12 protein-coding genes are annotated in these 14,677 nt (G+C 59.6%); 6 read left to right on the plus strand and 6 right to left on the minus strand.

The genetic code is table 11. The features are described from left to right. The first annotated feature begins 4 nt into the window (after positions 1–4). The 6 genes from nuoL to HAT86_RS00495 all read left to right on the plus strand — a co-directional run bounded on the left by nuoL (position 5) and on the right by HAT86_RS00495 (position 8,403). Entirely contained in the window at positions 5–2,077 is a 2,073-nt protein-coding gene (nuoL, locus tag HAT86_RS00470) for an NADH-quinone oxidoreductase subunit L (protein ID WP_167192627.1), read from the plus strand. Further along, complete coding sequence (locus HAT86_RS00475) at positions 2,077–3,624, plus strand: NADH-quinone oxidoreductase subunit M (protein ID WP_167192628.1); 1,548 nt, start codon at positions 2,077–2,079, stop codon at positions 3,622–3,624. Before nuoL ends, HAT86_RS00475 begins: the two co-directional genes overlap by 1 nt. 15 nt (positions 3,625–3,639) lie before the next feature. Beyond that, on the plus strand, positions 3,640–5,073 hold the full coding sequence (gene nuoN, locus HAT86_RS00480; RefSeq protein WP_167192629.1) for an NADH-quinone oxidoreductase subunit NuoN: 1,434 nt from the start codon (positions 3,640–3,642) through the stop codon (positions 5,071–5,073). A gap of 105 nt (positions 5,074–5,178) precedes the next feature. Beyond that, entirely contained in the window at positions 5,179–5,946 is a 768-nt protein-coding gene (locus HAT86_RS00485) for a biotin--[acetyl-CoA-carboxylase] ligase (protein WP_167192630.1), read from the plus strand. A 10-nt stretch (positions 5,947–5,956) separates the two neighbouring features. Beyond that, the gene (locus HAT86_RS00490; protein ID WP_167192631.1) at positions 5,957–6,736 is read left to right on the plus strand and encodes a type III pantothenate kinase; all 780 of its coding nucleotides are present in this window, start codon (positions 5,957–5,959) and stop codon (positions 6,734–6,736) included. Continuing rightward, positions 6,733–8,403 (plus strand): ribonuclease J, encoded by a 1,671-nt coding sequence (locus HAT86_RS00495; protein WP_167192632.1) that lies wholly within the window; start codon positions 6,733–6,735, stop codon positions 8,401–8,403. Before HAT86_RS00490 ends, HAT86_RS00495 begins: the two co-directional genes overlap by 4 nt. 120 nt (positions 8,404–8,523) lie before the next feature. Here HAT86_RS00495 and HAT86_RS00500 read toward each other — a convergent pair whose 3' ends face one another. From HAT86_RS00500 to HAT86_RS00525, 6 genes are all read right to left on the minus strand, one after another. Then, the gene (locus tag HAT86_RS00500; protein ID WP_167192633.1) at positions 8,524–10,020 is read right to left on the minus strand and encodes a DEAD/DEAH box helicase; all 1,497 of its coding nucleotides are present in this window, start codon (positions 10,018–10,020) and stop codon (positions 8,524–8,526) included. A gap of 195 nt (positions 10,021–10,215) precedes the next feature. Beyond that, the gene (locus HAT86_RS00505; protein ID WP_167192634.1) at positions 10,216–11,178 is read right to left on the minus strand and encodes a glycosyltransferase family 2 protein; all 963 of its coding nucleotides are present in this window, start codon (positions 11,176–11,178) and stop codon (positions 10,216–10,218) included. Between the two features lie 110 nt (positions 11,179–11,288). Continuing rightward, positions 11,289–11,834: a bactofilin family protein gene (locus tag HAT86_RS00510; RefSeq protein ID WP_167192635.1), complete on the minus strand. Its 546-nt coding sequence runs from the start codon at positions 11,832–11,834 to the stop codon at positions 11,289–11,291. Next, positions 11,824–13,143 carry a M23 family metallopeptidase gene (locus HAT86_RS00515; protein ID WP_196780455.1) on the minus strand — a complete coding sequence of 440 codons (1,320 nt, stop codon included), beginning with the start codon at positions 13,141–13,143 and terminating at the stop codon, positions 11,824–11,826. The genes HAT86_RS00510 and HAT86_RS00515 overlap by 11 nt, the downstream gene beginning before the upstream one ends. Positions 13,144–13,339: 196 nt before the next feature. Then, on the minus strand, positions 13,340–14,137 hold the full coding sequence (locus HAT86_RS00520; protein ID WP_167192777.1) for a ferritin-like domain-containing protein: 798 nt from the start codon (positions 14,135–14,137) through the stop codon (positions 13,340–13,342). Positions 14,138–14,157: 20 nt separating this feature from the next. Continuing rightward, positions 14,158–14,619 carry a peroxiredoxin gene (locus HAT86_RS00525; RefSeq protein WP_167192636.1) on the minus strand — a complete coding sequence of 154 codons (462 nt, stop codon included), beginning with the start codon at positions 14,617–14,619 and terminating at the stop codon, positions 14,158–14,160. Positions 14,620–14,677: the final 58 nt, after the last annotated feature.

Below are 14,677 nucleotides of genomic sequence, written 5' to 3' on the forward strand. Positions count from 1 at the left end.
TCCGATGGAGTTGACCATTCTTTTCGCGCCTCTCATCGGGGCCATAATCGCCGGGTTTGGCTGGCGGATCATCGGCGACATGGGCGCGCAATGGGTGACGACGGGCCTGTTGTTCCTGTCGTGTATCCTGTCGTGGATCGTATTCCTTGGCCATGACGGGGAAACCCATATCGTTCACATTCTGGATTGGATCGAATCCGGCACGTTGAACACGGCTTGGGCCATCCGTCTGGACCGTCTGACCGCGATCATGCTGATCGTCGTGACCACGGTCTCGGCGCTCGTCCATCTGTATTCGATGGGCTATATGGCCCATGACGAGAACTTCCGCGAAAACGAAAGCTACAGACCACGGTTTTTCGCCTATCTGTCGCTGTTTACCTTCGCGATGTTGATGCTGGTCACCGCCGACAACCTTGCCCAGATGTTCTTTGGCTGGGAGGGTGTGGGCCTTGCCTCGTATCTGCTGATCGGCTTCTACTTCCGCAAGCCAAGCGCCAATGCCGCCTCGATCAAGGCGTTCGTGGTCAATCGCGTGGGTGATTTCGGCTTCGCGCTCGCGATCATGGCGCTGTATTTCCTCACCGACTCGATCCGGTTTGATGATATTTTCGCCGCCGCCCCTGAATTGGCCGAAACGCAGCTTAGCTTTCTGTGGACCGAATGGAACGCGGCCAACCTGATTGCGTTCCTGCTGTTCGTGGGCGCCATGGGGAAATCGGCGCAGCTGTTCCTGCACACGTGGCTGCCCGATGCGATGGAAGGGCCGACACCGGTGTCGGCCCTGATCCACGCTGCCACCATGGTGACGGCAGGTGTGTTCCTTGTATGTCGGATGTCGCCGATCATGGAGTTCGCGCCCGAGGCGATGATGTTTGTCACCTTCATCGGCGCGACCACGGCGTTTTTCGCAGCCACCGTGGGCCTGGTGCAAAACGACATCAAACGCGTCATTGCCTATTCGACCTGTTCGCAGCTTGGTTACATGTTCGTGGCGGCCGGTTTGGGTGTCTACAGCGTGGCGATGTTCCACCTGTTCACCCATGCGTTCTTTAAGGCGATGCTGTTTCTTGGGGCCGGGTCGGTCATCCATGGGATGCATCACGAGCAGGACATGCGCAACTATGGCGGCCTGCGTAAAAAGATGCCCCTGACCTTCTTGGCCATGCTGATCGGCACGCTGGCGATTACCGGGGTGGGGATCCCGCTAACCGGCTGGATCGGCTTTGCTGGCTTTGCGTCGAAAGACGCGGTGATCGAAAGCGCCTATGCGGGCACCGCGGGGGGCTATGCCTTCTGGATGCTGGTGATCGCGGCGCTGTTCACCAGCTTTTATAGCTGGCGGTTGATGTTCCTGACCTTCTGGGGCAAGCCGCGTGGCGACAAGCACACCCATCAACACGCCCATGAAAGCCCTAAGGTCATGTTGATCCCTCTCGGCGTTCTGGCCGTGGGGGCAATCTTTGCCGGGGCGATCTGGTATGGCAGCTTCTTTGGCAAGACCAACGAGGTGGTGAAGTTCTTTGGCGGCACATACGGTGAGCCTGCGCAGGAACTGGTCGAGGCCGTTGCAGAGCGCAGCCCGAAAGCCTCGGAATTGCACTATGTCATGGACAGCGCACCGGGCGAGGCGGCCATCTATATCGCGCCCGAGAATACCGTTCTTCACGAGGCGCATTATGTGCCGACATGGGTCAAGCTTTCGCCCTTCGTCGCGATGGTGCTTGGCCTGATCGTGGCCTACTGGTTCTATATCGTGAACCCGAGCCTGCCCAAGCGGTTGGCGGAAAACCAACGCCCGCTGTATCTGTTCTTGCTGAACAAATGGTACTTTGACGAGATCTATGATTTCCTCATTGTGCGTCCTGCACGGGCGCTTGGACAGTTCTTCTGGAAACGCGGTGACGGTGATGTGATCGACGGCTCGCTTAATGGTGTGGCCATGGGGATCGTGCCGTTCTTCACCCGTCTGGCTGGCCGTGCGCAGTCTGGCTACATCTTTACCTATGCCTTTGCGATGGTGATCGGGATTGCGGTTCTGGTCACGTGGATGTCGCTGACCGGAGGGGCGGAATAATGGACAACCTGCTTTCCATCACAACCTTTATCCCCGCCATCGCCGCAGCGATCCTTGCGATCTTTTTGCGTGGCGAGGATGCCGCGGCACAGCGCAACGCCAAATGGGTCGCGCTGATCGCCACGACGCTGACATTCATCGTGTCCCTGTTCATTCTGGCCGGGTTCGACCCAAGCGATACGGGCTTTCAGTTCGTGGAAGAGCACCAGTGGCTTTTGGGTCTGGAATACAAGATGGGCGTTGACGGGATCAGCGTTCTGTTTGTGTTGCTGACCACCTTCATGATGCCGCTGACCATTGCCGCGTCTTGGAATGTGACCAAGCGGGTCAAGGAATACATGATCGCCTTCCTGATCCTTGAAACGCTAATGCTTGGCGTGTTCATGGCGCTTGATCTGGTCTTGTTCTACCTGTTCTTCGAGGCGGGCCTGATCCCGATGTTCCTGATCATCGGGATTTGGGGCGGCAAGGAACGGATTTACGCCAGCTTCAAGTTCTTCCTTTATACCTTCCTCGGCTCGGTGCTGATGCTGGTGGCGATGGTGGCCATGTTCTCGGACGCAGGCACCACCGATATCGTCACGTTGCTAAGCCACCAGTTCGGATCGGAAAGCTTTAGCATTCTGGGCATCCATATCGTGGGCGGCATGCAGACGCTGATGTTCATCGCGTTCTTCGCCAGCTTTGCGGTGAAAATGCCGATGTGGCCGGTTCACACATGGTTGCCGGATGCGCACGTGCAGGCGCCGACGGCGGGCTCGGTCGTGCTGGCGGCAATCCTGCTCAAGATGGGCGGCTATGGCTTCTTGCGGTTCAGCCTGCCGATGTTCCCGGTGGGGGCCGAGGTGTTGACACCGCTGATCCTGTGGATGTCAGCGATTGCCATTGTTTACACCTCGCTTGTGGCTTTGGCGCAGGAAGACATGAAAAAGCTGATTGCCTATTCGTCAGTGGCGCATATGGGCTATGTGACAATGGGTATCTTTGCCGCCAACCAACAGGGGATCGACGGGGCGATTTTCCAGATGATCAGCCACGGCTTCATCTCGGGGGCGCTGTTCTTGTGTGTGGGCGTTATCTATGACCGGATGCACACCCGCGAGATTGACGCCTATGGCGGCTTGGTCAACCGGATGCCGGCCTACGCGCTGATCTTCATGCTGTTCACCATGGCCAATGTAGGCCTGCCGGGCACATCCGGGTTTATCGGTGAATTCCTGACGCTGGTGGGTATTTTCCAAGTCAACACATGGGTCGCACTTGTGGCGACCAGCGGTGTGATCCTGTCCGCCGCCTATGCGCTGTGGCTCTATCGCCGGGTGGTCTTGGGCGATCTGATCAAGGAAAGCCTGCGATCCATCACCGACATGACAGGCCGCGAACGCGCGATCTTTGCGCCGTTGGTGGTGATGACCTTGCTGCTTGGTGTCTACCCCAGCCTTGTCACCGATATCATCGGCCCTTCGGTCGAAGCGCTGATTTCAAACTACGACACGGATTTGGCCGCGGCGCATGCCGCCAGCCAAATCGCCGATGCGTCGCATTAACGGAGGCCCTGAGACATGCAGGCTGATCTGAATATTATCCTGCCCGAGATCGTGATCTCGGTCTACGCGATCGCCGCTTTGCTGTTCACGGCCTATACCGGGCGTGACAGGATGGCCGGGATGCTGCTGTGGCTGACGGCCGCCCTGTTTGCGGCCATGGCGCTGTGGATCGGAACCACGGGGCAGGGCACACGCACGGCCTTTGGCGGCATGTTCAACGATGACGGGTTCGCCCGCTTTGCCAAAGTGGTGATCCTGCTGTCGGCGGCGGCTGTCATGGTGATGGGCCAAGAATACATGATGCGCCGCAAGATCCTGCGGTTCGAGTATCCGGTTCTGATTGCCCTGTCGGCCGTCGGCATGATGCTGATGGTCAGCGCCGGAGACCTGATGGCGCTGTATATGGGGTTGGAGCTGCAATCCCTGGCGCTTTATGTGGTCGCCTCTTTGCGGCGCGACAGTGCCAAATCGACCGAGGCGGGGCTTAAGTATTTCGTGCTTGGCGCGCTTAGCTCGGGGCTGTTGCTGTATGGCGCATCGCTGACCTATGGATATGCGGGCACGACCCTGTTTTCCGGCATCATCGACGCCGCCGAGGGCCAAGCCCCGATTGGCCTTCTGATTGGCTTGGTGTTCGTGCTGTCCGGGCTGGCCTTCAAAGTCTCGGCCGTGCCGTTCCACATGTGGACTCCGGATGTTTACGAAGGCGCGCCAACGCCGATCACCGCCTTTTTCGCCACGGCACCCAAAGTGGCCGCAATGGCGCTGTTCGCGCGGGTCGTGCATGACGCGTTCGGCGGGGTTGTTGGCGACTGGCAGCAGGTGCTGGCGGTTTTGAGCGTTCTGTCGATGTTCCTAGGCGCGGTGGCGGCGATTGGGCAAACCGATATCAAGCGGCTGATGGCCTATTCATCGATTGCTCATATGGGCTATGCGCTGATGGGGTTGGCTGCGGGCACCGCGTTTGGCGTGCAAGCCATGCTGATTTACATGTCGATCTACGTGACGATGAATGTTGGCACCTTCGCCTTTATCCTGTCGATGGAGCGTGACGGCCAGCCGATCACTGAAATCGCCAGCCTTAACAATTATTCGCGCGCCCATCCGGCGCGGGCCTTGGCGATGTTGATCTTGATGTTCAGCCTCGCCGGTGTGCCCCCGCTTTTGGGGTTCTTTGGCAAGCTTTATGTTCTGCGTGCGGCGTATGAGGGCGGTCTGGCATGGCTGGCCGTGGCCGGTGTGATCGCGTCGGTGATCGGGGCGTTCTACTATTTGCGGATCGTGTATTACATGTATTTCGGCGAAGAACGCGAACCGCTGGAAACGTCGCGCTCTCCGGTGCAGTGGAGTTTCTTGATGGTCTCGGCGGCGCTGATGCTTTTAGGGATCATCAATATGTTCGGCGTAGAAGGCATGGCGCAAGCTGCGGCGGCAACCCTTGTCAACTGATCCGACAGGCACGATTTATAAAAAAGGTGACGCGCCCTTGGCGCGTCGCTTTGTTTATGGGCGCCCCGGTGGGGCGCTGCCTCCGGCGGGAGTATTTTGCGAACAATGAAGTCGGGATGCGACAGGCAAGACTGGCCGATTGGGGTCGGGCGACGTGTATTGGCCGAAGTGGACAGCACGAACGCCGAAGCCGCGCGCATCGCCCCGGATTTGACCGGGCCTGAGTGGATTTTGGCCCTGACGCAAACAGCGGCGCGCGGGCGCAGGGGCCGGCCGTGGACCAACCCGCCGGGCAATTTTGCGGCGACATTGGTGATGCGCCCGACCGAAAGCCCCGATCAGGTTGCCTTGCGGTCCTTTGTTGGCTCACTGGCGGTGTTTGACGCGGTCGTGGCCGCGACCGGCCGGGCCGATGGGGTCGCTTTGAAGTGGCCCAATGATGTTTTGCTGAATGGTGGGAAACTGGCGGGGATTCTGCTGGAAAGCGCGGGCAGTTCGGCGGGCCTGTCGTATTTTGCAATCGGGGTGGGTGTGAACCTTGCCCAAGCGCCATCGCCTGATCAGGTCGAGCCGCAAGCGCTGCGGCCTGTGTCGTTGCTGTCGGAAACCGGAGCCAGCGTCACGCCAGAAGCTTTTCTGGACCTTTTGGCACCGGCCTATGCCCGGTATGAGGATCAGTTTAGAACCTACGGGTTTGCGCCGATCCGGCGGGCATGGCTGGATCGCGCGGCCAAATTGGGGCAGGCCATCACCGCCCGAACCGCGCGGGAGAGCATCAAGGGCACGTTCGAGACAGTGGACGCGAGCGGCAATCTTGTTTTAACAACAGCAAAATCCCGGCACGCCATTCCGGCGGCCGAGGTGTTTTTCTGAAAGGGTCGCCATGCTTTTGGCCATAGATTGCGGCAATACAAATACCGTGTTCTCGATCTGGGACGGCACGTCATTTTTGTGCACATTGCGCACGTCGACCCATCATGCGCGCACGGCGGACGCCTATTTCACTTGGTATTCGACATTGGTCAAACATTACGGGATCAAGGCGGACATTACCGATGTTATCATTTCGTCCACGGTGCCGCGTGTGGTTTTCAATTTGCGAGTCTTTGCCGACAGGTTCTTTGGGTGCAGACCGTTGGTGGTTGGCAAACCTGAATGTCTGTTGCCGCATGCGCCGCGGGTTGATCCCGGCACCCAAGTGGGGCCGGATCGGGTGGTCAATTCAACCGGGGCTTATGACCGGCATGGTGGTGATCTGATCGTGGTCGATTTCGGAACCGCGACCACGTTTGATGTGGTTGCCCATGATGGGGCCTATGTGGGCGGCGCGATTGCACCGGGGGTGAACCTCAGCCTTGAGGCGCTGCATACCGCCGCGGCGGCGCTGCCGCATGTGGATGTGACCAAGCCGCCGAAGGTAATCGGCACCAATACCGTGGATTGCATGCAATCCGGGGTGTTCTGGGGATACGTTGGCCTTGTGCATGGGATTTGTGACAGCATTCGCGCCGAGTATGACCGCCCGATGCGGATCATTGGGACCGGCGGGCTGGCACCTTTGTTTGCGCAGGGCGAGATGCTGTTTGATTTTATTGAAGATGATCTGACAATTCACGGGCTGACCGTGATCCACGAGTTTAACAAGAAAGCAGAGACGACATGAGCAGCGACAGATTGATCTACCTTCCCCTTGGCGGGGCGGGCGAAATTGGCATGAACGCCTATGTCTATGGATATGGTGCGCCGGGCAAGGAACGACTGATCCTTGTCGATCTTGGGGTGACCTTTGCGGATATGGACACCAGCCCCGGTGTCGATCTGATTTTCCCCGACATGAGCTGGCTGATTGAACGGCGTGACCAGTTGGAGGCGATCTTTATTACCCACGCGCACGAAGACCATGTGGGCGCGGTGGCGCAGTTCTATGACCAACTTGGGGCGCCGGTATTTGCGCGGGCCTTTACCGCCAATATCGCCCGGCGCAAAATGACCGAGTTCGGCTATTCCGAGAAATCGGTGCGCACTGTGTCTGCGTGGCCCGAGGTCACGCAGGCGGGGCCCTTTAGCGTTGGTTTCGTGCCGATTTCCCATTCGATTCCGGAAAGTTCCGGGATGGTCATCGACACGCCTGCTGGGCGGGTGGTGCACTCGGGGGACTTCAAGATTGATGCAAACCCGGTGGTCGGTGAGCCGTTCGATACCGACCTGTGGGCCAGCTTGGCCGAACCGGGGGTCAAGGCGCTTATGTGCGATTCGACCAATGTGTTCAGCACCCATGCGGGCCGCTCCGAAAGCACGCTTGGCCCTGATATCGAAGCCTTGATTGCCGGGGCAAAGGGGATGGTTGTGGCCACCACGTTTGCCAGCAATGTGGCGCGGGTCAAGACATTGGCCGAAGCGGCCGATCGCGCCGGACGCTCGGTGTGTTTGCTGGGCCGCGCGATGCGCCGGATGATCGAGGCCTCGGTTGAAACCGGCGTTTTGACAGGCTTTCCGAAAACCATCAGCCCCGAGGAAGTCAAAGAAGTTCCGCGTGAAAACGTGATGCTTCTGGTCACGGGTAGCCAAGGTGAGCGGCGTGCGGCAAGCGCGCAACTGGCGCAGGGCAAGTATCAGGGCATCAGCCTGAAAGAAGGCGATATGTTCCTGTTTTCGTCCAAGACGATCCCCGGCAATGAACGGGGTGTCATCAAGATTATGAACCAGTTCAGCGAGATGGGCGTTGATGTGGTGGATGAATCCAGCGGCAAATACCATGTGTCCGGCCATGCGAACCGGCCTGATCTGGAGGCGCTGCAAGATTTGTTGCAGCCCTCTGTCGTGGTGCCCATGCATGGTGAGCACCGTCACCTGCGCGAACATGTGAAATTGGCCAATTCGAAAGGGCGGCAGGGGGTTCTGGCGGTCAATGGGTCCATGGTGGACCTGACCGGCACCAAGGCGCAGATTTGCGATTATGTCGAAACAGGGCGCACCTATCTGGATGGCAGCATCAAGATCGGTGCGATGGACGGGATTGTGCGGGACCGTATCCGCATGGCCCTCAACGGGCATGTTTTGGTCAATGTCATTCTGGACGAGTCAAACGAGCCTTTGGGAGAACCTTGGTGCGAAACCATGGGCTTGCCCGAAGAGGGCCGGAGCCGCGCGCCACTGGTGGACGTATTGGAAGAAGACCTGAGCCAATTCATGGGACGGGCCGGGCGCCGGACCATGGCCGATGATGAAAAGCTGGAAGACGGATTGCGTAAAGTTGCCCGTCAATCTGCGCAAACCGAGATTGGCAAGCGGCCGGAAGTGACGGTGATCATCAGCCGGTTGATCGAATAAGCCCGCCGCACGCGGACGCCCGTTGGCGTTATCACGCGTGCCGCGCTTGTCCGTGACAACAAAAAACCAGCCGCTTTCACGGCTGGTTTTTTTTCGTTTGGTCGGCGGCTGCGGGTTGGCTTACCCGGTGCGCCGCTCATCAAAGCTAAGCGCGATGAAGCTGGGCAAGTGATCGCCCATGCCGACCACCTTATTGTTGCCGTTGCCATTGTCCGACCGGCCACGCCCGCTGCCACCACGGCGCGACCGTGAGGATTTCTGTTGGCTGTCGTCTTGCGGTGTCTCGGCGGGCTTTTCAGGCGCGGGTGCTTCGGCCACGACCTCGGCCGCGGGTGCCTCGGCGGCTGTTGTATCAACCGGGTCCGCTTTGGGTTTCGAGCTACTGCGACGGCTGCGCGTTCTACGTGGCGGCGTGTCGTCGCTCTTGCTGTCCTCAGGGGTTTCGGCCTCGGCTGCGGGGCTGGTGCCTGTGATTGGATTGTCGAGCCGCGGCACTGCTTTCTGGATCAGACGTTCGATCGCTTCGAGGTTCTTTTCGTCGCGCGGAGCGCAGATCATCATCGCCTTCCCGTCACGACCAGCACGCCCCGTACGACCGATGCGGTGCACGTAGTCTTCGGCATGGCCGGGCACATCGAAGTTGAACACGTGGCTGACCGCGGGCACATCAAGCCCGCGCGCGGCCACGTCCGAGGCCACGAGGATTTTCAAATCTCCGGCACGGAATCCATCAAGTGTCCGGGTGCGTTGCGACTGGTCAAGATCGCCGTGGATCGGTGCAGCGTCATAGCCGTGTTTCGTGAGCGACTTGGCAACGACATCGACGTCAATCTTGCGATTGCAGAACACGATGGCGTTCGTGCATTTTTCGCCTTCCCCGTCGATCAAGGCGCGCAGCAGATTGCGCTTTTCGCTGTCGGCCCGGTCGCGGCGCGAGGGTTTGAACATCACGACACCCTGTTCGATGGTTTCCGAGGCCGAGGCCTGACGGGCAACTTCGATTCGTTCAGGGTTTTGCAGGAACGTATTGGTGATGCGTTCGATCTCGGGCGCCATGGTGGCCGAGAAGAAAAACGTCTGACGGGTAAATGGCGTCAGTGAAAAGATCCGTTCGATATCGGGGATGAATCCCATATCAAGCATGCGGTCGGCTTCGTCCACGACCATGATCTGCACACCGGTCAACAGAAGTTTGCCGCGCTCGAAATGATCCAGCAATCGGCCCGGTGTGGCGATCAGCACATCAACGCCCTTGTCGATCAGCTTGTCCTGTTCTTTGAAGCTGACACCGCCGATCAGGAGGGCCTTGGTCAGTTTCAGGTGCTTTGCGTAGGTGTCAAAGTTTTCGGCCACCTGGGCGGCCAATTCCCGCGTCGGGCACAGCACAAGGCTGCGTGGCATCCGGGCGCGGGCGCGGCCACGCGCCAGAAGCGACAGCAAGGGAAGGGTGAAGCTGGCGGTCTTGCCGGTGCCTGTTTGGGCAATGCCCAAAACGTCGCGTCCTTCAAGGGCAGGGGGAATCGCACCGGCCTGAATGGGCGTCGGTTCGGTATATCCGGCCTCTTCGATAGCTTTGAGGACCTTGGGGTTCAGGTTGAGTTCAGAAAATTTTATCATGTGTGTCCGTGGTTTGCGGACACGATCCTGGCCCGCACGTCTGTTTAGGGTCGGGCCCGTTTAGCCCTGTGTTTCGTCACATCTGTGACCCTTGGCATGCGTTTACCGGAAACCGGGGGGGTGGGTCAATGCAGGCGCGGATTGGCGGGGGAATCCGGCAACCGGGGCGCTGAGTGTTGTGCAATTGGCAACAGGTTAAATGTGGTCCGGGAAATGGCGCGCGCGCTTTCGGTCAAGATCCAGTGCGATATCGTGCAAATGGCCATGGGCCGCCAGCCGTTTGCGCAGGTCGGGCGTCGCGGTGCAGACCTCGGCAAAGAAGGCCTCAAGCGCAGCTTCGCCTTGTTCGGCCTCAAGTAGGGTGAACAAAGCATTCATTGTCAGGCTTTCAGCGCCCGAGGCGGGTGGCGGTTTCAACCCGTCACGATACGACCCCTGTTGTAGGCGAAACCGGTAGGCGGCGCGCCATCGGGGCCAGTCGGGGGCGTGCAGGTGGCATAGCACGGTGTCGTCCAGCGTGGCCGGGGCCGGGTCTTTCTCCTTGCCAAAAAACGCGTTGTGAATGCGCAGGCTGCTGTCGGGCAGGTCGGTGCGCACGAATACCTTGCCCGCCACATGGCTTAGAAACCCGCCATTCAGATGCGTGCCGTAGGTCGGGTAGATTTGGGCGGTCTGGTCGCGGCGTTCACCTTGGAACGGCGAACACCCTTTGAACCACGTATGCCCCGGCGCGGGCGGATCGGCGGGGTCGGCGGCCATCGCCTCGACGGGTCGGATGCGCGCGCTGCGTGTGCTGTCTGGCAGGGCGGCCAGTTGCGCCTGAAGGGGCGTGGCAGGCCACAGGAATTCGTCGACGTCGATATGCGCCAGCCAATCGACCTGCGGGCGTTTGTTCAGGCAATGGGTGGCGTTCATCGACTGGCGCGGCTGATGCGCGTCGGGCCGGGATTTGCCACGGCGTTTCCAATAGCCCGCATCGCAGACCGTGACGCGGCATTTGGGATGCGCCTTGAGCGCGGCAAAGGCCTGCGGGTTGTCTTGGTCCAGATAGATATGCAGCCGGTGCGCGCCCAAATCCAGATGGTGGGCGGCAAAGTTCAGGATGTCGCTGGTATCGGCCTTGATCGTGGCGACAAGACCCCAAGTGGGTTGGCTCATATCGGCAGAATGCGGTCAGCGGTGCAGGCATGCAAGGGGCCGCAGGCGTGGGGCCAAGAAAAAGGCGCCGCTGCAAGGGCAGGGCGCCTTGTCACGTCGCGGTATTCGGATCAGGCTTTGGGTGCGTCGCCTGCGGGCTTCGGCGCGGCTGCCGGCTTGTCTGCGGCGGCTGCGGGTTTGGCTGCGCCGGATTTGCCGTTCAACGGATCGTCCTGACGCTGCACCGAGCCTTCGAAATGGGCGCCGGATTCGATGGCGATGGTTTTGTGGATGATGTCGCCCTCGACGCGCGCGGTTGAGCTGAGGCGCACCTTGAGGCCCCGCACACGGCCCACGATGCGGCCATTGATCACAACGTCATCGGCGATGACCTCGCCCTTGATGGTGGCGGTTTCGCCAATGGTCAGCAGGTGGGCGCGGATATCGCCCTCGACGGTGCCTTCGACTTGAATGTCGCCGGTCGTCTTAAGATTGCCCGTGACCTGAAGGTCGGTCGACAGGACAGAGGCGGGCGGCTTGGCCTTGGGGCTGGAGGCCTTGAATTCGGTCCCGGTCTGTTCGGAGCGGGCGGCCTGCGGCGCGTCAGCGGCGGGTGCCGTGCGCGGCTTGTCATCTGTCTTGGGGCCGGGTTCGTTGATTTTGCTTTTAGAAAACATCTTTAGCAGCCTTGATATAGGTCATGGGATTGACGGCCTTGCCGCCGACACGGACTTCGTAGTGTAAATGCGTGCCCGTCGAACGTCCAGTATTGCCCATAGCAGCAATCTTCTGCCCGCGCGAGACCCTTTCCCCCTTCTTCACGAAGAGTTTCGAGTTATGCGCGTAACGGGTTTCGATACCGAATTCATGCTGGATCTTCACCATGCGTCCGTAGCCGGATTGCCAGCCTGCGTGGATGACGACACCATCGGCGGTCGCGTAGATCGGGGTGCCGTGCGGGGCGGCGAAATCAGTGCCTTTGTGCATTCGTCCCCACCGCATACCATATCCCGAGGTATAGCGAAACGATCCTTTGAGTGGCACTGCAAACGGTGCTTTCTGTGCGGCGATCCGATACAGGTTCAGCCGGTCCATCTGGTTGAGGATACGATTGGCACGCAGCGCGTCTGCCGAAGGTTCTTCGCCGCGTGTCGAGAAGCTGAGCGGCATTAGCGGCCCGCCTTGGCCCGAGTAGCCACGGCGCACTTCGTCCAGCAGGGAATCGGTATTCAGGCCAGCGGCGCGAAACATCTTATCAAGCGGTTCGACCGAGATTGTCATCGCCTCTTCAAGCTGGCTGAAAATTTGTTCGTTGCGATCTTCCAGGTATCTGATCTGCGCGGCCATTTCATCGGCTTGCAGGAGGGCGTTCTGCGCGTTTTCGGTGATCTGGTCGCGCTCGGTGGCCGTGTCGGCCAAAGCAGCGGCTAGAAAATCGAGGGTGCTGTCGTCGGACGTGGTGGCGGCGTTGTCACCAGTCGTCATGCCTTGGCTGTCCAACGCCAACGCCAATTTCTGTGCTTCATCGCGCGCGCTCTCGCGCTCTTTCATGGTGCGGCGCAAGGTCGTTTGGATCACTTCGATCCCGGTTTCCATTTCGCGACGGCGGGTTTCGGAGGCCAGCAATTCGGATTGCATCGCAGAAATCTGTTCCAGAGCCGAGTTGAACCGCTCTTGCGCGGCACGCGCTTCGGCGGCGCGGCTGTCACGTTCCGAGGCCAGTGCATTCAGTCGCGCCTCGTAGGTGCGCTGGTCCCGTTTGGCCTGCTCGCGGAAGTTGCCCGAACCGATGCTGTCCATCAAAAGTATTGAGGTGGCAATAATCGCCCATGCCATGATGGCCGAGGCCCCGACAAATCCGATGATCTGCGACATCGGTCGAAGACGGATAAAGCGGGTGTCTGTATCGGATTTCAGGAATACCCGGCGTTCGGGAAAATATCGTTCGAGCAGGGCATGCGCCCTGATGGCAAGAATTGTCCGCAAGTTCCCAGTCCCTATTCAACCCTACTCACGCGCAGCGCTGTTCCGAATTGGTCATCTTGTGTGACCACGCGCCTTCACCGAGGGGTTACCGAGTGCTTAAGCTTTGATCAAGGTTTTTGGGGCGGCTTAACCCTGTTTTGAGCCAAATGCCGCCATCCCGGCAAAAAACCGCCGATTTGCAAGGGCTTGCCTATTCTTACGCAGGGGGCTGATCGGCTAGCGGCCAGTAGAAATCCGGTGGCAGACCAGCCTCGGCGCGTTTTTCTTCGTTGAACGGCGGCTTCAGCGGACCGTGGAAATAGCGGCGCACCAGATCATGAAATACCTCTTTGGGGTCAAGGTCGTGCCGCCCGCATAGGAAATGGAACCATTTGGAGCCATAGGCGACATGGTGTACCTCTTCGGCGTAAATCACCTGCATCGCCTCGACGGCGCGGGTATCGCCGGCCTTGGTGAAAATGTCGATCATGCCGGGGGTGACATCCAGACCGCGGGCTTCCAACACCATAGGGACGACGGCCAGACGCCCCATCAGATCCTGTGCCGTGTCTTCGGCAGCACGCCACATGCCCGCATGTGCGGGCAAGGCACCGTAATGGCTGTTCTGCGCTTCAAGACAATCGCATATCAGGTTGAAATGTTTGGATTCTTCATCGGCCGATTTGACCCAATCGTCGTAAAACCCGATCGGCATCGGCACATGGCCAAAGCGCGCGATGATGTCCCAGTGAAGATCAACTGCGTTCAATTCGATATGCGCCACGGCATGTAGAATGGCCTGCCGGCCTTGCGGGCTGCCGGGGCGGCGGCGGGGCACATCGCGCGGGTCCAGCAACTCGGGCCGGTCGGGGCGCGCCGGTTGCAGGGGCGGCGCGCCTTCGCCAACGGGAATGTCTTGCCCCGCCGCGCGCGCCTCGAACCACGTCTGTGCATAGCGCCGCGACAGGGCGGTCTTTTCGCGCCCATCGGCGGTGGTCAGAACGTCCACCGCCATTTGTGTAAGCGTTTGGGCGGTCACAGTGATTTCACCGCGTCCAGCACCTCTTCGGCATGGCCCGGCACTTTGACCTTGCGCCAGACGCGGGCGATTTGCCCGTTGCCGTCGATCAAAAAGGTCGAGCGTTCGATGCCCCAGAATGTTTTGCCGTACATGCTTTTTTCTTTCCAAACGTCGTATTGTTCGCAAATGTCGCTATCGGCATCCGACAAGAGCGGCACGCCTAGATCATGCTTGTCGCGAAATTTATCATGTTTGGCCACAGTATCCTTGGAAATACCCATGACAATCGCCCCGGCGGCCTGAAACTCGTCTTGCAGCGCGGTGAAGGCCAGCGATTCTTTGGTGCACCCCGATGTGTCATCGCGCGGATAGAAAAACAAAACCACGGGCGCGGGGCGCAGCGCGGACAGGGTCACTTGGTCCCCGCCGTCGCGGGGCAGGGTGAAATCGGGGGCGGTTTGGCCGGTCTCGGTCATGGGCTTTCCTTGTTATGCATTGCTGTTGCGCTCATATTAGAGCAGGACAAGCCGGAAT

Origin of the sequence: Roseovarius gahaiensis, from assembly GCF_011601345.1 — a bacterium.
Classification (GTDB): Bacteria; Pseudomonadota; Alphaproteobacteria; order Rhodobacterales; family Rhodobacteraceae; genus Roseovarius; species Roseovarius gahaiensis.